Source organism: Streptomyces sp. NBC_01384 (assembly GCF_045040035.1).
Classification (GTDB): domain Bacteria; phylum Actinomycetota; class Actinomycetes; order Streptomycetales; family Streptomycetaceae; genus Streptomyces.
The window spans coordinates 6,950,405-6,968,819 of sequence record NZ_CP109559.1; the positions used below are offsets into that span (position 1 = coordinate 6,950,405).

Genomic DNA, 18,415 nt, shown 5'->3' on the forward strand with positions numbered 1-18,415 from the left:
GCGACGGCCCCAACCCCCCTTCCCCGAGCCGCACAGAACGAGGTATGTCATGCGCGCGCCCAGCTTGAGTCGACGTGCTGTTCTCGCCGGGACCGCGGCCGCTGCCGCGTTCACCCCCCTTCCGTCGCTCCAAGGGCGCGCGCAGGCGGCGGAGGCCACGGCGGCGGCCGACTCGACCGTGCCCGCCTACCGCTGGCGCAACGCCGTCATCGGCGGTACCGGATTCGTCACCGGGGTGCTGTTCCACCCCTCCGTACGAGGTCTCGCCTACGCCAGGACCGACATCGGCGGCGCCTACCGCTGGGACGAACGCGCCGCCCGCTGGACCCCGCTCACCGACCACCTCGGCTGGGACGACTGGAACCTGCTCGGTGTCGAGGCGCTGGCCGTCGACCCCGCGCACCCGGACCGGCTCTACCTCGCCCTCGGTACCTACGCCCAGTCGTGGGCCGGCAACGGCGCGGTCCTGCGCTCCGAGGACCGCGGCGCCACCTGGACCCGCAGCGACCTGCACGTGAAGCTCGGTGCCAACGAGGACGGGCGAGGGGCCGGGGAACGGCTCCTCGTCGACCCGCGCGACAGCGACACCCTGTGGCTGGGGACCAGACACGACGGGTTGCTGAAGTCCACCGACCGGGGTGCCGCTTGGGCAGGCGTGAGTGCCTTCCCGGCCAAGGCGGGCTCCTCCGGGCAGGGCATCACGTTCCTCGTCGCGGCCGGGCGCACCGTCTACGCCGGCTGGGGCGACGGCGACGGCACCGCGGACACGGCGAACCTGTACCGCACGGCCGACGGCACGACCTGGGAGGCAGTCCCCGGGCAGCCGTCCGGCACCTCCGCCAAGGTCCCGCTCCGCGCCGCGTACGACAAGCTCACCCGCGAGCTCTACGTGACGTACGGCGACGCGCCCGGCCCCAACGGCCAGTCCGACGGCAGTCTGCACAAGCTGCGCACCGCCACCGGTGAATGGACCGACGTCTCCCCGGTGAAGCCGGGCGGGACGACGGGTGGGGGCACCGCCCACACGTTTGGCAGTGGGGGAGGTTCTGCGGACACCTTCGCCTATGGGGGCGTGGCGACCGACGCCTGCCGCGCGGGCACCGTCGTCGTGTCCACCAACAACCGCTGGGCCGACGGCGACACCGTGTTCCGGTCCACCGACGGTGGCCGTACCTGGGCGTCCCTCAAGGACGTGGCTGTGTTCGACGTGTCCGAGACTCCTTTCCTGAACTGGGGCAATGACAAGCCGAAGTTCGGCTGGTGGATCCAGGCGCTCGCCCTCGACCCGTACGACTCGAAGCACGTCGTGTACGGGACCGGCGCGACCCTCTACGGCACCCGTGACCTCAGGCGCTGGGCGCCGCAGATCCGTGGTCTGGAGGAGACGGCCGTGCGCCGGCTGATCTCGCCCCCGGTCGGGGAGGCGCATCTGATCAGCGGACTCGGGGACATCGGCGTGATGTACCACGAGCGGCTCACGGCGTCTCCGTCGCGCGGCATGGCGACGAACCCCGTGTTCGGGTCGGCGACGGGACTCGCGCAGGCCGCGGCCAAGCCGTCGTACGTCGTCCGGGCGGGCTGGGGCGAGAACGGCAACGGCGCGTACTCCCACGACGGCGGGCGGACCTGGGCGCCCTTCACGGCCCAGCCCGACATCGCCAAGAACGCACCGGGGCCGATCGCCACCAGTGCCGACGGCGGTACGCTGCTGTGGTCCTTCGTGCACTGGGACGGCACGAAGTACGCAGCCCACCGCTCGGCGGACAACGGCGCGACCTGGTCCGAGGTCTCCTCCTTCCCGAAGGGCGCCACGCCGGTCGCCGACCCGGCCGACCCGACGCTCTTCTACGCGTACGACACCGACACAGGAACGCTATACGCCAGCACTGACAGTGGCCGTTCCTTCACTGCCCGTGCCGGTGGACTGCCGTCCGGCGACAGCCAGTTCAAGCTGGTCGCGGCGCCGGGGCGCTCCGGTGACCTGTGGCTCTCCGTGAAGTGGAACGGGCTGTACCGGTCCACCGACGGCGGGGCCACCTTCGCCAAGATCACCAGCTGCTGGGCCTCGTACACCCTCGGCTTCGGCAAGGCGGCCGACGGCGCCGACTACCCCGCCCTCTACCAGGTCGGCTCCACGGAGACCATCACCGCCGTCTACCGCTCCGACGACGCGGCCAAGACCTGGGTGCGGATCAACGACGACGCCCACCAGTGGGGCTGGATCGGCGAGGTCATCACGGGAGACCCGCGCGTGTACGGCCGCGTGTACCTCGGTACGAACGGGCGCGGCATCCAGTGCGGGGAGCCGGTCTGATGCCGACACACAAGAAACCGACGCCCACCCGCCGGGGACCGAGCCTGAGCGGTGCCACCCGTGGCCGCATCCTCTTCGGCGGCGACTACAACCCCGAGCAGTGGCCGGAGGAGGTCTGGCAGGACGACGTGCGCCTCATGAAGGAGGCCGGCGTCAACTCCGTCACCGTCGGCGTCTTCTCCTGGGCCAAGCTCGAACCCACCCCGGGAGCAAGGGAGTTCGTCTGGCTCGACCGGCTCATGGACCTGCTGCACGAGAACGGCATCGGGGTCGTCCTCGCCACCCCCACCTCCTCGCCCCCACCCTGGATGGGGCGCCTCCACCCCGAGACCCTGCCCCGTGACGCGGACGGACACATCGAGTGGTGGGGCGGCCGTCAGCACTTCGCCCACTCCAGCGCCGTCTACCGGCGCTACGCCGCCGCCATCACCGAGGACCTCGCCGCCCGCTACGGCGGCCATCCCGCCCTCACGATGTGGCACATCAACAACGAGTACTGCACCTACGACTGGGGCGACGTGGCGGCCGCCGCCTTCCGCCGCTGGCTGCAGGGCAGGTACGGCACGCTCGACGCACTCAACACCGCCTGGGGCACGGCCTTCTGGAGCCAGGGCTACGACGCCTGGGAAGGCATCCTCCCGCCGCGCCACGCCCACTACATGAACAACCCCACCCAGGTTCTCGACTTCAAGCGCTTCACCTCCGACGCCCTCATGGAGTGCTACCTCGCCGAACGCGACATCGTCGCCCGGCACACTCCTCGCACCCCCGTGACCAGCAATTTCATGCCGTTCTGGCAGGGGCAGGACGCCTGGGCGTGGGCCGAGCAGGAGGACGTCGTCTCCGTCGACATCTATCCGGACCCGCGCGACCCGCTCGGCGGTCAGAACGGTGCACTCATCCACGACATGACCCGTTCTCAGGCCCGCGGCGGGCCCTGGATGGTCATGGAGCAGGCGGCGGGGCCCGTGAACTGGCGTGGCGTGAACCACCCGAAGCCCCCCGGCCTCAACCGCCTCTGGTCCCTCCAGGCCGTGGCCCGCGGCGCCGACGCCGTCTGCTATTTCCAGTGGCGGCAGTCCCGGCAGGGGGCCGAGAAATTCCACTCCGGGATGGTCGGCCACGCGGGGGAGCGCGGCCGAAGCTTCCAGGAGGTCAAGCGGATCGGTGCCGAACTCGCCCTGCTGAGCGAGAAGGTGACGGACACCCATGTCGTCGGCGCCGACGTCGCCGTACTGCTCGACTGGAACGCCTGGTGGGCGAGTCAGCAGGACGGACGGCTGTCCGCAGAGGTCGACTACCAGACCGTCGTACGCGCCTGGCACCGCGCCCTGTGGGAGGCGAACACCACCACCTCCTTCGCCCACCCCGAGCACGACCTGTCCGCGTACAGACTGGTCGTCGTCCCGCAGCTGTATCTGCTGACGGACGCGGCGATCGACAACCTCGTCGCGTACGTACGAGGCGGTGGCACCCTCGTCTCCGGTTTTCTGACCGGCGTCGCCGACCAGGACGACCGGGTGCGGCCCGGCGGTATGGACGAGCGGCTGCGAGAGCTCTTCGGCATCCGCACCCTGCACGAGTGGTGGCCGCTCGACGCCGACGAGAAGGTCGACGTCGAGGGCTTCCGCGGCACGCTGTGGTCCGAGGAGATCGAGGCCGCGGACGACGCCTACGCCCTCATCCCGTACAAGGGTGGTGAGCTGGACGGTCTTCCGGCCGTCCTGCGCAAGGGCCGCGCCTGGTACCTGTCCACCCTTCCCGAGCCCGAGGCGCTGTGGCCGCTGCTCGCCGGGATCGCCGAGGACGCGGGCGTACGGCCGCCGCTCGACCACCTCCCGGCGGACGTGGAGGCCGTACGCCGGGGCGAGCTGCTGTTCCTGCTCCACCACGGGCGGGACACGGTGACCGTGCCGGTGCCCGGCCGTCACCGCGACCTGCTGACCGGCGAGGACGTCACGGATGCGGTGGAGCTGGGCCGCTACGGAGTGGCCGTACTGGAGGCGGCGCCATGAACGCGTCTGTCCACGGCTTCATGAACGCACCTGTCCATGGCTTCGTGAACGAGCCCGTCCACGGCACCTGGGAACCCGCCCCCGCCGCCCGCTGGGAGGACGCCTTCCTGAGCGGGAACGGCCGGCACGGCGTCATGGTGTTCGGCGATCCGAACGACGACCGGGTCATCGTCAACCATCACACCCTGGTCCGCCCGAACGGCAGCGCGGACGCCCGGCCGCCCGAACTGGCCGACCGGCTGAAAAGCGTCCAGGACCGGTTGCTGGCCGGTGACGTCACAGCGGGGGAGGACTTCACCGACGGGCGTCCGCTGCTGTGGGTGCAGCCCTTCCACCCGGCCTTCCAGACGCGGCTGCGCCGGGAGGCGCGGGAGTCGCGCGCGTACCGGCGCGAGGTCGACTTCACCACCGGTGTCGTCCGCGCCGAGTGTGCGGGGCGGCGCAGCGAGGTGTTCGTGTCGCGCGCGGACGACGTCATCGTCCAGTACGTGACCGAGGACGAGCTCACCGGCGACGTGACGCTCGACCACCGATTGCCGGGCGCGCCCGCCGACTTGGCGGTGGGGCACAGTTCCGTCCTCACGCCCGACGGTGCCCTCCTCACCCTGCGGGCCCGTTATCCGTGCGCCGAGCGGGCGTACACGGGGGTGACGCTCGCCGTGGTCACCGGGGGCCGGACGACCACCGCGCCGTCAGGGGTACGGGTCGAGGGCGCGCGTTCGGTGTTGCTGCTCACGCGGGTACGGCGGCACACGGCGGAGCTGGACGTAGTCGCCGAGGCCCGTGAGCTGCGCGCCCTGCTGCCGCAGTCCGGCTCCGGTCGCGGCGAGGACGCGTACGACCGTCTCCTCGCCCGCCACACCGCCCTGCACCGCCCCGCGTACCTGCGGGCAGGCCTGGAGCTGGGCGCCGACCCGGCCGAACGGGCGCTTCCCGGATCGGAGTTGGTCCGCCGCCCGAAGAGCCCGGCTCTGCTCGAACGGCTCTTCGCGGCCGGTCGTCACCACCTGCTGTCCGCCGCCGGAATGCTGCCGCCACGCCTGACCGGGCTGTGGACCGGCGACTGGGACACCGCCTGGTCGGGGGCCTTCACCACCGACGCCAATGTCAATCTGCAGACGGCGTCGGCCGCCGCGGCGGCGCTCCCGGAGGTGTCCGAGGCCCACGCGGCCCTGATCCACGGCCAGTTGCCGCACTGGCGCGACAACGCCCGGGCGATCTTCGGCACCCGGGGTGTCGTCGCCCCCGCGCACACCGACGGCGAGTCCGGGCACATCTACCACCTCAGCCGCGAGTACCCCCTGCATGTGTGGACCGCGGGCGCCGACTGGCTCCTGAAGCCCCTCGTGGACGAAGACGAGACGCGCGGCGCGCGCGACCCGCGCCTGGCCGCCGCGCTCCGCGAAGTCGCGTACTTCTACGAGGACTTCCTCACCCGGACCGACGAGAAGGGCCACGTCGCGATCGTGCCGTCGTACTCGCCGGAGAACCGGCCCGCCAGCGCGAGCTGGATCACCCTCAACGCCGCCATGGACCTCTCCGCGGCCCGGCACGCACTCCTCACGGCCGCCGACTACCACCCCGGACCCGACGCCGAGCGCTGGCGCGCGCTCGCCGACCGGCTGCCGCCGCACCGCGTCAACGCCGACGGGGCGCTCGCCGAGTGGGCCTGGCCCGGCCTCGACGACATCTACGACCACCGGCACCTCAGCCACCTCTACGGCGTCTGGCCGCTCGACGAGATCAACCCGTACGACACGCCGGAGCTCGCCTCGGCGGCCCATCGCGCCCTCGAACTGCGGGGCGCCGAGAACGACTCCGCGCACGGCCACCTCCACCACGCCCTGGTGGCGGCCCGGCTGCGGGACGCGGAGCGGGTCGCGGGAGCCCTCGACAACGTCCTGGCCGGGGACTTCTTCCACGTCTCCCTGATGAGCGGCCACTACCCGAACCGCCATGTCTACAACGCGGACGCCGCCCACACCCTCCCCGCCGTGCTGATCGAGATGCTTCTCCAGTCCACGCCCGGGCGGCTGGTCCTCTTCCCCGCGCTCCCCACGGCGTACGGGACGGGGCGACTGCACGGCATCCGAACCCGGTTCGGCGCCGAGGTCGACCTGGCCTGGAGCCCCGGGCGGCGCACGGCCACCATCCGCCCCACCCGCACGGTGCGGATCGATCTCAGGACTTCCGCCGGCGCGCGACCGCTCTCCCTGAGCGCCGGAGAAGACTGCGTCCTCACCCTGGGGCCGCAGTAGCACCGCAGTTTCCCCCCACCCATGGAAGGGACACCATGGCACACCGCACACTCGACAGGCTGAGCAGGATCACCAAGGCCCTGCTGGCCCCCGCGCTCGCGCTCGGCGCCACCGTAGGCCTCGCCTCCGCCCCCGCCCAGGCAGCCGTCTGGAACTCCTGCGAGCAGTACGGGAACACCAGCCTGGGCGGGTACACGCTCTACAACAACATCTGGGGCTCCGGCGCGGGCAGCCAGTGCATCTGGGCGAACTCCGGCACCAACTGGGGAGTGTGGGCCAACCACCCCAACACCGGCGGAATCAAGTCGTACCCGAACGCCAAGAAGGTGATCAACAAGTCGATCACCTCGCTCGGCTCGCTCACCAGCGGCTACAACGTCACGGTCCCGTCGTCCGGCGCGTACAACACGTCGTACGACATCTGGGACACCGGCTACAAGTACGAGGTCATGCTCTGGGTGAACAAGACCGGAGCCGTCGGTCCGCTCGGCACCTCGCAGGGCACCCTCACCCTCGGCGGCCACACCTGGACCGTCTACAAGGGCAACAACGGATCCAACGACGTCTTCTCCTTCGTGCGCACCTCGAACTCCAGCTCCGGCACCGTAGACGTCCTGCCGATCCTCAAGTGGATCAAGGACACCAAGGGCTGGTTCGGCAACGTGACCATCGGCGACCTCCAGTTCGGCTTCGAGATCACGTCCTCGTCCGGCGGCCTGGACTTCGCGACCAACAGCCTCTCGGTCAGCAGTAGTTGACGAACCCCGTCTGGGGTCTGCCAGTGGCCCGGTCCCCGCGTCGCGCTGAGGCCGGGCCACCCTGCGGAGAGGGCCGCGGAGCCGTACCGCGCGCGGCTAATCCGCCTCCGCCACCGGCAGCCGCGCCCCGTCCCGCAGGAACAGGGGGATGCGGTCCAGCGGGGCGTCGACGGTGACGGCCGTGCCGCCCTCGTACGTCTCACCGGTCCACGCGTCGGTCCACCGGGCGCCCGCCGGGAGGTACGCCGTACGGGCCGTCGCGCCCGCCGTGAGCACCGGCGCGACCAGCAGGTCCGGGCCGAACAGGTACGCGTCGTCGACCGACCAGGCCGCCTGGTCCTCGGGGAATTCGAGGAACAGGGGGCGCATCACCGGCAGCCCCTCCTCGTGGGCCGCCCGCATGACGTCCAGCACGTACGGCTTCAGACGCTCGCGCAGCCGCAGGTACTTCTCCAGGATCGCGCCGGCCTCCTCGCCGTACGACCAGACCTCGTTCGGGCCGCCGGTCATCTCCGGGCCGAGCGGCATGCCCGGGTCGCGGAAGCCGTGCAGACGCATCAGCGGGGACAGCGCGCCGAACTGGAACCAGCGGACCATGACCTCGCGGTACGCCGGGTCGTCCGGGTCGCCTCCGTGGAAGCCGCCGATGTCGGTGTTCCACCAGGGGATGCCCGAGAGCGCGGTGTTGAGGCCCGCGGCGATCTGGCGGCGCAGGGTCGCGAAGTCGGTGCCGATGTCACCGGACCACAGGGCGGCGCCGTAGCGCTGACTGCCCGCCCACGCCGAGCGGTTGAGGGTGACGACCTCGGTCTGACCGGCGGCGAGCATGCCCTCGTAGAAGGTGCGGGCGTTCTCACGGGGGTAGAGGTTGCCGACCTCCAGGCCCGGGCCGGCGTGGTAGCGCAGGTTCTCCTGGAAGCCCGGCTTCAGCTCCGGCTCGCAGGCGTCCAGCCAGAAGCCCGTGATGCCGTACGGGTCGAGGTAGTTGTCCTTCACCCGCGACCACAGGAAGTCGCGGGCCTCGGGGTTCGTCGCGTCGTAGAAGGCGACCTGGACGGCGGAGGCGACCTCCTTGTCGGGCCAGTCGGCGTGCGCCATCGGGCCGTACTGGGTGCCGATGAAGTAGCCCCGCTGTTCCATGAGCTGGTGGTTCTCGGAGAGCGGCGAGACCGACGGCCAGACGGACACGACCAGTTTGACGCCGAGTTCGGCGAGCTCGCGCTGCATCGCCGCCGGGTCCGGCCACTCGGCGGGGTCGAACTTCCACTCGCCCAGATGGGTCCAGTGGAAGAAGTCGCAGACGATGGCGGACAGAGGCAGGCCCCGGCGCTTGTACTCCCTTGCCACTTCGAGGAGTTCGTCCTGGGTGCGGTAGCGCAGCTTGCACTGCCAGAATCCGGCCGCCCACTCGGGCAGCATCGGCGTACGGCCGGTGGCGGCGCTGTAGCGGCGCTGGGCGTCGGCCGGGGTGCCCGCGGTGATCCAGTAGTCGAGCTGACGGGTCGAGTCGGCGACCCAGCGGGTGCCGTTGCCCGCGAGCTCGACGCGGCCGATCGCGGGGGAGTTCCACAGGAAGGTGTAGCCGCGGCTGGAGGTGAGCACCGGGACGCTCACCTCGGCGTTGCGCTGCACCAGGTCGAGGACCACGCCCTTCTGGTCGAACAGCCCGTGCTGGTGCTGCCCGAGGCCGTACAGCTTCTCGCCCTCGTACGCGGCGAAGCGCTGCTCCAGGCGGTGGTGGCCGTTGCCCGTGGGGGTGTAGAGGCGTGGGCCGGGCCACCAGAAGTGGGCGCGCTCCTCGGAGAGGAGTTCGGTGTCGTCGGCCGTGCGCAGGAAACGGAGCTGGCCCTCGGCGCTGACCTCGACGGTCAGGCCGCCGACCGTCAACCGGCCTTCGGCGTCCTGGATCTTGACCGTGCTCTCGGTCACCTGCGGCTCGTCGAGGAGCGCGCCGGGGAGGCCTTCGAGGACCGGACCGCCCAGGCGCGCCCGGACACGGACCGCGTCCGGGCCCCAGGGCTCGATCCGGACGGTCTCCTGGCGGCCGCTCCACTCCAGCGCACCGTCCCGCTCACGGAACGTGCCGACGGTCGGGGAGGACTGTGCGAGGGTCTCCAACGGTGCGGCGATTGGCTTGGTGAAGTCGCGGAAAGCTGATTCTGGCTCGGGCGTAACCATATGGACTGCCTCTCGTTCTACCTGACATACACGCCGCGTGCTTGAAATGCGCGCGGTCCCGCCACTGGCATCGTGTTTCACCTGCGGTGATCGGTTCAGCGTCCGGCGGGGCAGCGATCCCGGGGTGTGCCCGACCCGAAAGAGCCGGGCACAGTCCAGACGCCGGCACCGCGTCACCGCCAGTGACGCCGCTCACGGGCTCTATCCAAGGATCGGCCCGGACTCGTCCGCGCTCGTTACCGCTTCCACTCCTCGGGGCCACGCGATAACCCAGGATCCTCAAGAGTTCCAGAGACGCTGATTCACGTGGGGTGCTCCTGAAGGAGTGCAGACATGGAGGTGCCCCGGCAGGGGGGCGACGTCGAGGGAAGGCCCGGGGTACGGAAACCGAGGTGCTGGAGTCAGGCGGCGGTCGGCGCCGGGCCCGTGCTCGCCCGTACCGTCAACTCGGGCGCGATGAGCACGACTTCGTCCTTGCCGTGCCCCTCCAGCTTGGCGATCAGATGCTCCACGGCGTGCCGGCCCATTTCCTGCGCCGGGATCGCCACCGACGTCAGCCGCACGGAGGCCTGCGTCGCGACCTGGTCCGGGCAGATCGCGATCACCGAGACGTCCTCGGGGACGGCCCGGCCCTGCCGGCGCAGCAGCGCGAGCAGCGGCTCGACCGCCGACTCGTTCTGCACGACGAAGCCCGTGGTGCCCGGGCGCTCGTCGAAGACCCGGGCCAGCGTCAGGGACATCGCGTCGAAGCCGCCCTCGCAGGGGCGGTGCAGCACGCGCAGGCCCAACTCGCGGGAACGGGACCGGAGTCCGTCAAGGGTGCGCTCGGCGAAACCGGTGTGCCGCTCGTAGACCGCGGGGGCCTCCCCGATGACAGCGATGTCACGGTGCCCGAGCAGGGCCAGATGCTCGGCGCACAGCGCGCCTGTCGCGCCGAAGTCGAGATCGACGCAGGTCAGGCCGGAGGTGTCGGCGGGCAGGCCGATCAGCACGGACGGCTGGTCGGTCTGGCGCAGCAGCGGCAGCCGCTCGTCGTCGAGCTCGACGTCCATCAGGATCATCGCGTCGGCGAGCCCGCTGCCGGTGACGCGGCGCACGGCGTCGGGACCCTCCTCGCCGGTGAGCAGGAGCACGTCGTACCCATGGGTGCGGGCGTGGGTCGCCACCGCGATGGCGATCTCCATCATCACGGGTACGTACATGTCGGTGCGGAGCGGAATCATCAGCGCGATGATGTTGGACCGGCTGCTCGCCAGGGCCCGGGCGCCCGCGTTGGGGTGGTAGCCGAGCTCCTGGATGCTCCGCTCGACCCGCTGCCGGGTGCCCGCGGAGATGGACCGCTTGCCGCTGAGGACATAGCTCACCGTGCTCGCCGAGACTCCGGCGTGCTGGGCGACCTCGGCGAGGGTGACCATCCAGCTCTCCAAGCATTGTGTGAAGCGCTTCGACAGTGCGCGTTGCGGATAAGGGCGAGTGAGGGTGGCACGACAGTAGCTCGATGGGTGGTGGGTGTCCATAGGTTGTCGAAGCGCTTCGACAAGTTTCTTGCGGTGGGGGTCGGGAGCCGTTGTCGTGCCGTGCTTCGGCACCTTCGCGGTGCCGGGTTCCGGGGCGTTCGCCGCGCCGCGCCAGGGCACGTTCGCGGTGTCGTGCGCCGCTGGGTTTCGGACGTTTCCAGTGTCGTGCGCCGGAACGTTTCCCGCGCCGGGGTTCGGCATGCGGCTCTCCGGAACCTTTCCCGGCGACTTTCTCGATGCGGCGGCAACCTCGCGGCCCCCGGCGGCCACTGAGAGGGCGTACACAGACCGTCCCCCGGAAGGACCTCCGATGCAACACCGCCGACCGCGTCTGTCCAAGAAGGCGAAGACCCTGCTCGCGGGCTCGGTGGCGCTCGCGGCTGCCGCAGGCGTCACCGTCGCCCAGGCGGGCGAGGCCAGCAAGAAGTGCGGTGCCTTCGACACCGTCACGATGGGCAAGTACTACGTCAACAACAACCTCTGGGGACAGGACGACGGCACCGGCACCCAGTGCGTCTGGGACACCTCGCGCTCCGGCGACACCATCGGCTGGGGCACGAACTACACCTGGACCAGCAAGGCCGGCAAGGAGAACAACGTCAAGTCGTACGCCAGTACGGTCCTCGGCTGGCACTGGGGCTGGAAGGTGGACAGGGCATCCACCGAGCTGCCCATCCGGGTCGGCGACCGCAAGCCGGTCAAGACCAGCTGGGAGTTCTCCGTCAGCTCCAACCCCGGCACCATGAACGTCGCGTACGACCTGTGGCTGCACGCCAAGAGCAACGCGGACTGGCAGGACCAGCCCACCGACGAAATCATGGTCTGGCTCAACCGTCAGGGTGGCGCGGGCCCCCTCGGCACCAAGTACGGCAGCGTCAGCCTCGACGGGGCCATGTGGGACATCTACCAGGGCGACATCGGCTGGAAGGTCTACTCCTTCGTGCGCCGCGCCAACACCACCAAGGCCTCCCTCGACCTCGACGACTTCACCCAGGCCCTGGTCCGCCGCAAGCTGCTGAGCAACGACAAGTACCTCTCCGGCGTCGAGTCGGGCAGCGAGGTCTTCCACGGGTCGGGGCGGCTGGACACCAAGGCGTACTCGGTCGACATCGGCTGAGATCGGCCGAGATCGGCCGGCATCGGCTCGAACCCAGGGGGCGCGCGTTCAGGCGAACGCGCGCGAGGACTGGTGGGGTCGCCTGGATTCGGGTAAATACGATCGAGTAGCACCGATCGGTAACGAAGATCCCCAAGATCCCTATGCGCGGCATCCCTATGCGCGGCGAGGTGAGCCTCATGTCCGCAACACCCCACCAGCCCACCGTCACCGAACGTGAGGCACGTCAGGTCGCGGAGGCGGCCCGTGAGCAGGACTGGCGCAAGCCCAGCTTCGCCAAGGAACTGTTCCTCGGCCGCTTCCGGCTCGACCTGATCCACCCGCACCCCCAGCCCGCCGAGGAGGACGCGCAGCGCGGCGAGGAGTTCCTCGCCAAGCTGCGCGACTTCTGCGAGACGAAGATCGACTCGGCCCGCATCGAGCGCGAGGCGCAGATCCCCGACGGGGTCATCGACGGCCTCAAGGACCTCGGCGCCCTCGGCATGAAGATCGACACCAAGTACGGCGGCCTCGGCCTCACCCAGGTGTACTACAACAAGGCGCTGGCCCTGGTCGGCTCCGCGAACCCGGCGATCGGCGCGCTGCTGTCCGCGCATCAGTCGATCGGCGTACCGCAGCCGCTGAAACTCTTCGGCACCCCGGAGCAGAAGGACGTCTTCCTGCCGCGCTGCGCCCGCACCGACATCTCGGCGTTCCTCCTCACCGAGCCGGACGTCGGTTCCGACCCGGCGCGGCTCGCCACGTCCGCCGTCCCGGACGGCGACGACTACGTCCTCGACGGGGTGAAGCTCTGGACGACCAACGGGGTCGTCGCCGACCTCCTCGTCGTCATGGCGCGCGTCCCGAAGTCCGAGGGCCACAAGGGCGGCATCACGGCGTTCGTGGTGGAGGCCGGCTCCGAGGGCATCACCGTCGAGAACCGCAACGCCTTCATGGGCCTGCGCGGCCTGGAGAACGGCGTCACCCGCTTCCACCAGGTCCGCGTCCCGGCCGTGAACCGGATCGGCCCGGAGGGCGCGGGCCTCAAGATCGCCCTCACCACCCTCAACACCGGACGCCTCTCCCTGCCCGCGATGTGCGTGGGCGCGGGCAAGTGGTGTCTGAAGATCGCCCGCGAGTGGTCGGCGGCGCGCGAGCAGTGGGGCAAGCCGGTCGCCTTCCACGAGGCCGTCGGCGCGAAGATCTCCTTCATCGCGGCCACCACCTTCGCCCTCGAAGCCGTCGTCGACCTGTCCTCCCAGATGGCCGACGAGGACCGCAACGACATCCGTATCGAGGCCGCCCTCGCCAAGCTGTACGGCTCCGAGATGGGCTGGCTGATGGCCGACGAGCTGGTCCAGATCCGCGGCGGCCGCGGCTTCGAGACCGCCGAGTCGCTCGCGGCGCGCGGGGAGCGTGCGGTGCCGGCCGAGCAGATCCTGCGCGACCTGCGCATCAACCGGATCTTCGAGGGCTCCACGGAGATCATGCACCTGCTGATCGCCCGCGAGGCCGTCGACGCCCACCTGTCGGTCGCCGGTGACCTCATCGACCCCGACAAGTCCCTCTCGGACAAAGCGAAGGCGGGCGCGAACGCCGGTGTCTTCTATGCCAAGTGGCTCCCGAAGCTGGTCGCGGGCCCGGGTCAGCTCCCGCGCTCGTACGGCGCATTCCACCACGGCGTCGACCTCTCACCGCACCTGCGCCACGTCGAGCGCAACGCCCGCAAGCTCGCCCGCTCCACCTTCTACGCCATGTCCCGCTGGCAGGGCCGGATGGAGACCAAGCAGGGCTTCCTGGGCCGGATCGTCGACATCGGCGCCGAGCTCTTCGCGATGAGCGCGGCCTGTGTCCGCGCCGAACACCTGCGGGCCACCGGCGACCACGGCCGCGAGGCCTACCAGCTCGCCGACGCCTTCTGCCGCCAGTCCCGCATCCGCGTCGACGAGCTCTTCGGCCGCCTGTGGACCAACACCGACGACCTCGACCGCAAGGTCGTCAAGGGCGTCCTCGCGGGCACGTACGAGTGGCTGGAGGAGGGCGTCATCGACCCGTCCGGGGAAGGCCCCTGGATCGCCGACGCGACGCCCGGCCCGAGCGAGAAGGAAAACGTCCGCCGGCCCATTCGCTGACCTCATTCACCGGCCCCATTCGCCGACCCCATTCGCCAACCTTTTCCTCAGGAATTCACTGCCGTCCCCGTTCGCCTTTCCGCAGCTTGCCGCACCGAAGATGTGCGTCAACAATGAAGGGAATGGCGAACGGGGACAGCAGATGCGCCAAGGAGTCGGCGAAGAATACAGCCATGGTCTTTCCGCACAGCTGACACGCGCCCGCGGGGACGCGTGGCGTCAGCTCGATGAAATGGATCTCGTACGGGCCCTGCGGACCCTCCGCAATGAAGTGCAGCCGCTGGCGCAGAAGCTGCGCGACACCGCGCCGGAGACCTTCGAGGCGCACCGCGACGCCCTCGCCGTTCTCCTCAACGACTGCGCGCTCGCCCTGGTCGACACGGAACCGCGCCCGCCGGTGGCCTCCTTCGACGCCGTACGGATCCGGCGCATCGACCTCCGTGACATCGACGGTCTGCTGGACGCGGGACGGCCGGGGGAGCGGCCCGTCATTCAGCAGCTTTTCCGCAGCGCGCTCGACGTGGTCGACGACCCCGTCCTGCGCGAGGTGATCAAAGCGAATCAGCAAGGCGTCCACATTCTCCAGCGGGCCAATCGCTGGATACGGCTGCTCGTGGACGCCGTTTAGCTCTGGGGGAATTCCTATGCCGGGCAAAGGTCTGGATTTCATCACCGGCAGGATCATGCGGGCCGGTGAGGGACGCGTGCTGCGCCGGCTGCAGCGCGTCGTCGATCAGGTCAACTCCTTGGACGAGGAGTTCAAGGCGCTGTCCGACGAGGAACTCCAAGCCCTCACTCCGGAGTTCAAGGAGCGGTACGAGGGCGGCGAGAGCCTGGACGACCTGCTGCCGGAGGCCTTCGCCGCGATGCGCGAGGCGGCCCGGCGCACCCTGGGCATGCGCCACTTCGACGTCCAGGTGATGGGCGGCGCGGCGCTGCACCTCGGCAACGTCGCGGAGATGCAGACGGGGGAGGGCAAGACCCTCGTCGCCACCCTCCCCGTCTATCTGAACGCCCTGACCGGCAAGGGAGTCCACCTCGTCACGGTCAACGACTACCTCGCCGAGCGCGACGCCGAGTGGATGGGCCGCGCCTACCGCTTCCTGGGCCTGACCGTCGGCGTCATCAAGTCCGAGTCGACCCCCGCCGTGCGCCGCGCCCAGTACACCTGCGACATCACCTACGGCACCAACACCGAGTTCGGCTTCGACTATCTGCGCGACAACATGGCCTGGTCGAGGGACGAACTCGTGCAGCGCGGCCACCACTTCGCGATCGTCGACGAGGCGGACTCCATCCTCATCGACGAGGCCCGCACTCCGCTGATCATCTCCGGGCCCGCCGACCAGCCCACCCAGTGGTACGAGGCGTTCGCCAAGCTCGTACGACGGATGAAGGGCGTCCGCGTCCAGGAGGAGCTCTTCACCCGCCCGGCCGAGAAGGAGGAGCTGGCCCAGCTGCGGGCGACGTACGACTACGAATACGACCCGAAGAAGCGCACCGTCGCGATCCTGGACCGGGGGGTCGAGTACCTCCAGGACCAGCTCGGCATCGAGAGCCTCTACGAGTCCGACCACACCTCCGTCATCGGGCACCTCAACAACGCCCTCAAGGCCAAGGAGCACTTCAAGAAGGACAAGGACTACGTGGTCGTGGACGGCGAGGTGCTGATCGTCGACGAGCACACCGGCCGCATCCTCGCGGGCCGCCGCTACAACGAGGGGCTGCACCAGGCGATCGAGGCGAAGGAAGGGGTGACGATCAAGGACGAGAACCAGACCCTCGCCACCATCACCCTGCAGAACTTCTTCCGCCTCTACGAGAAGCTCGCCGGCATGACCGGTACGGCGATGACGGAGGCGGCCGAGTTCCACCAGATCTACCAGCTCCAGGTCGTGCCGATCCCCACCAACCGGCCCCCGCGGCGCGTCGACGACCCCGATCAGATCTACCGCACCGTGGACGCCAAGTACGTCGCGATCGTGGAGGACATCGCCGAGCGGCACGCCCAGGGGCAGCCGGTCCTCGTGGGCACCACCTCGGTGGAGAAGTCCGAGCTGCTGTCCGCGCTGCTCAGGAAGCGCGGCATCCGGCACGAGGTGCTCAACGCCAAGAACCACCAGCGCGAGGCCCAGATCGTGGCCCAGGCGGGCCGCAAGGGCGCCGTCACCGTCGCCACCAACATGGCGGGCCGCGGCACCGACATCATGCTCGGAGGCAATCCCGACTCGGTCATCGCCGCAGAGTTGGAGCAGCGCGAACTCACCGAGGACGAGCACCCAGACGCCTGCCGCGAGGTGCGCGAGCGCGTCACGGCCGACGTCGGGGCGGCGTACGAGGAGGTCAAGGAGCTCGGCGGGCTCTACGTGCTGGGCACCGAACGCCACGAGTCCCGCCGTATCGACAACCAGCTGCGCGGCCGCTCCGGACGCCAGGGCGACAACGGCGCCTCCCGCTTCTACCTCTCCCTCGAAGACGACCTCATGCGTCTGTTCCGCGCCCAGGTCGTGGACCGTGTGATGTCCATGGCGAACGTCCCCGACGACATCCCGATCGAGAACAAGATGGTCACCCGCGCCATCGCCTCCGCCCAGGCCCAGGTCGAACAGCAGCACTTCGAGTCCCGCAAGGACGTCCTGAAGTTCGACGAGGTGCTCAACCGGCAGCGCACCCTTATTTACGCCGAGCGCCGCCGCGTACTGGCGGGCGAGGATCTGCGCGAACAGCTCCTGCACTTCATGGACGACACCGTCCGGGCATACATCGAACAGGAGACCGGCGAGGGCTTCCCCGAGGAATGGGACCTGGAGCGCCTGTGGGGCGCCTTCAAACAGCTGTACCCGGTACGGGTCACCATCGCGGACCTGGAGGAGGTGGCCGGCGACCGCGCGAACCTCACCGCGGACGACCTGATCGAGGCCGTGACCCAGGACATCCATGACCGCTACGAGGACCGCGAGACCGAACTCGGCGCCGAGGCCCTGCGCGACCTCGAACGTCTGGTCGTCCTCAACGTCCTCGACCGCAAATGGCGCGAGCACCTCTACGAGATGGACTATCTCCGCGACGGCATCGGCCTGCGCTGGACCCTCGGCCGGGAACCCATCGTCGAGTACGAGCGCGAGGGCTTCGACATGTACGGCGCGATGACCGACGCCATCAAGGAGGAGTCCGTCGGCTACGTCTTCAACCTGGACGCCTCGGGCGGTGCGCCCGGGACCCTCGAACGCCGCGACCGCGTCGAGGATCTGCGCTTCACGGCACCGACGATGGATACGGCGGAGCGCGTGGTCGAGGGAGACTTCACCCCCGTGGACGCCGAAGAGGCCGTGGCCGGCGGCGAAGCCCCCGCCACGCCCGGGTCGACACGCGGCGGCGCGCGCCCCAGCGGGTCCAGGGCGCGGCGCCGCCGCAGGCGGTGAAGAGGAAGCCGGCGGGAGAAGAGATGGCCGGCAGGAGAAGAGACAGCCGGGAGGAGAAGAGACAGCCGGCAGAAGAAGATGGGCTAGCAGTACTTGTCGCTGGGGTCCCGCGTCGTCCACGAGCACGCGTCGACCTTGCTGCCGTTCGCCTTGGTGAGCGTGGCGGTGTCGCTCGTGTTGTTCCAGACATACGCGCGGCGGTTCTGGTACCTGTTCGCCGCGGTGTCCGTGCCGCTGCCGGTGTGCACCTTGATGGTCTTGCCCGCCCCGATCTTCACGTTCGGGAAGGTGTACTTGTGGTTCGAGACGTCCTTCAGGATCCAGCCCTTGAGCGAGATCGCCGCCGAACTGGTGTTCTTGATCTGCACCCACTCGCCGTTGAGGCTCGCGTTGGAGCGGTTGTCCGAGCCGGGGCTGTCGAACCAGACGTGGTAGATGGTCACACCGCCGGCCGCCTGCGCCGGAGTGCTGAGAAGAAACGTGCCCGTCAGTGCCACGACGCCCGCGAGCGCGGGCAGGGCAGTGCGTATCCGCATGAGAACCCCCCAGGGTGTCGCCCCCGGCCGGTCGTCCACCGGCCAGTGAGAGTGAAGACGTGCATGAAGTGTTATCACATGATCTTCACGATGGTTTCACAAAGGGTGATTTCACTTCCTCCGGTACGTCGGGGTGCTAATGGGGACAGAAGAGGAGAGAAGAGGGGGAGAAGAGGGGAGCCCTGTCCT

General features: G+C 69.8%; 11 protein-coding genes. 8 read left to right on the plus strand and 3 right to left on the minus strand.

Annotated features, from left to right (window positions below):
• Positions 1-49: 49 nt before the first annotated feature.
• Genes OG747_RS31965 through OG747_RS31980 form a run of 4 tightly spaced genes read left to right on the plus strand, consistent with a single transcriptional unit; the run spans position 50 to position 7,345 of the window.
• Positions 50-2,314 (plus strand): 1,4-beta-glucanase, encoded by a 2,265-nt coding sequence (locus tag OG747_RS31965; RefSeq protein WP_405882833.1) that lies wholly within the window; start codon positions 50-52, stop codon positions 2,312-2,314.
• Entirely contained in the window at positions 2,314-4,329 is a 2,016-nt protein-coding gene (locus OG747_RS31970) for a beta-galactosidase (protein WP_405882834.1), read from the plus strand. Before OG747_RS31965 ends, OG747_RS31970 begins: the two co-directional genes overlap by 1 nt.
• Positions 4,326-6,587, plus strand: coding sequence for a glycosyl hydrolase family 95 catalytic domain-containing protein (locus OG747_RS31975; RefSeq protein ID WP_405882835.1), 2,262 nt, complete (start codon positions 4,326-4,328; stop codon positions 6,585-6,587). The genes OG747_RS31970 and OG747_RS31975 overlap by 4 nt, the downstream gene beginning before the upstream one ends.
• A 35-nt stretch (positions 6,588-6,622) precedes the next feature.
• The gene (locus OG747_RS31980) at positions 6,623-7,345 is read left to right on the plus strand and encodes a glycoside hydrolase family 12 protein (RefSeq protein WP_405882836.1); all 723 of its coding nucleotides are present in this window, start codon (positions 6,623-6,625) and stop codon (positions 7,343-7,345) included.
• 96 nt (positions 7,346-7,441) lie between these two features.
• Here the strand turns inward: OG747_RS31980 and OG747_RS31985 are convergent, their stop codons facing one another.
• The gene (locus tag OG747_RS31985; protein WP_405882837.1) at positions 7,442-9,523 is read right to left on the minus strand and encodes a TIM-barrel domain-containing protein; all 2,082 of its coding nucleotides are present in this window, start codon (positions 9,521-9,523) and stop codon (positions 7,442-7,444) included.
• A gap of 401 nt (positions 9,524-9,924) precedes the next feature.
• Complete coding sequence (locus tag OG747_RS31990) at positions 9,925-10,938, minus strand: LacI family DNA-binding transcriptional regulator (RefSeq protein WP_405882838.1); 1,014 nt, start codon at positions 10,936-10,938, stop codon at positions 9,925-9,927.
• A gap of 412 nt (positions 10,939-11,350) precedes the next feature.
• Here OG747_RS31990 and OG747_RS31995 point away from each other — a divergent pair, with 412 nt between their 5' ends.
• From OG747_RS31995 to secA, 4 genes are all read left to right on the plus strand, one after another.
• Positions 11,351-12,157 carry a GH12 family glycosyl hydrolase domain-containing protein gene (locus OG747_RS31995; RefSeq protein ID WP_405882839.1) on the plus strand — a complete coding sequence of 269 codons (807 nt, stop codon included), beginning with the start codon at positions 11,351-11,353 and terminating at the stop codon, positions 12,155-12,157.
• A gap of 179 nt (positions 12,158-12,336) precedes the next feature.
• A complete protein-coding gene (locus OG747_RS32000; RefSeq protein ID WP_405882840.1) occupies positions 12,337-14,268 on the plus strand; it encodes an acyl-CoA dehydrogenase family protein in 1,932 nt (643 codons plus the stop codon).
• 232 nt (positions 14,269-14,500) lie between these two features.
• Positions 14,501-14,896: a hypothetical protein gene (locus tag OG747_RS32005; RefSeq protein WP_405882841.1), complete on the plus strand. Its 396-nt coding sequence runs from the start codon at positions 14,501-14,503 to the stop codon at positions 14,894-14,896.
• A 16-nt stretch (positions 14,897-14,912) separates the two neighbouring features.
• Positions 14,913-17,690, plus strand: a complete 2,778-nt coding sequence (gene secA, locus OG747_RS32010; RefSeq protein WP_405882842.1) for a preprotein translocase subunit SecA — start codon at positions 14,913-14,915, stop codon at positions 17,688-17,690.
• A gap of 83 nt (positions 17,691-17,773) precedes the next feature.
• Here secA and OG747_RS32015 read toward each other — a convergent pair whose 3' ends face one another.
• A complete protein-coding gene (locus OG747_RS32015; protein ID WP_405882843.1) occupies positions 17,774-18,226 on the minus strand; it encodes a lamin tail domain-containing protein in 453 nt (150 codons plus the stop codon).
• Positions 18,227-18,415 lie beyond the last annotated feature (189 nt).

Coding starts and splice junctions, on each gene's coding strand:
- OG747_RS31965 (WP_405882833.1), top strand. CDS start 50: ATGCGCGCGCCCAGCTTGAGTCGACGTGCTGTTCTCGCCGGGACCGCG.
- OG747_RS31970 (WP_405882834.1), top strand. CDS start 2,314: ATGCCGACACACAAGAAACCGACGCCCACCCGCCGGGGACCGAGCCTG.
- OG747_RS31975 (WP_405882835.1), top strand. CDS start 4,326: ATGAACGCGTCTGTCCACGGCTTCATGAACGCACCTGTCCATGGCTTC.
- OG747_RS31980 (WP_405882836.1), top strand. CDS start 6,623: ATGGCACACCGCACACTCGACAGGCTGAGCAGGATCACCAAGGCCCTG.
- OG747_RS31985 (WP_405882837.1), bottom strand. CDS start 9,523: ATGGTTACGCCCGAGCCAGAATCAGCTTTCCGCGACTTCACCAAGCCA.
- OG747_RS31990 (WP_405882838.1), bottom strand. CDS start 10,938: ATGGTCACCCTCGCCGAGGTCGCCCAGCACGCCGGAGTCTCGGCGAGC.
- OG747_RS31995 (WP_405882839.1), top strand. CDS start 11,351: ATGCAACACCGCCGACCGCGTCTGTCCAAGAAGGCGAAGACCCTGCTC.
- OG747_RS32000 (WP_405882840.1), top strand. CDS start 12,337: ATGTCCGCAACACCCCACCAGCCCACCGTCACCGAACGTGAGGCACGT.
- OG747_RS32005 (WP_405882841.1), top strand. CDS start 14,501: ATGGATCTCGTACGGGCCCTGCGGACCCTCCGCAATGAAGTGCAGCCG.
- secA (WP_405882842.1), top strand. CDS start 14,913: ATGCCGGGCAAAGGTCTGGATTTCATCACCGGCAGGATCATGCGGGCC.
- OG747_RS32015 (WP_405882843.1), bottom strand. CDS start 18,226: ATGCGGATACGCACTGCCCTGCCCGCGCTCGCGGGCGTCGTGGCACTG.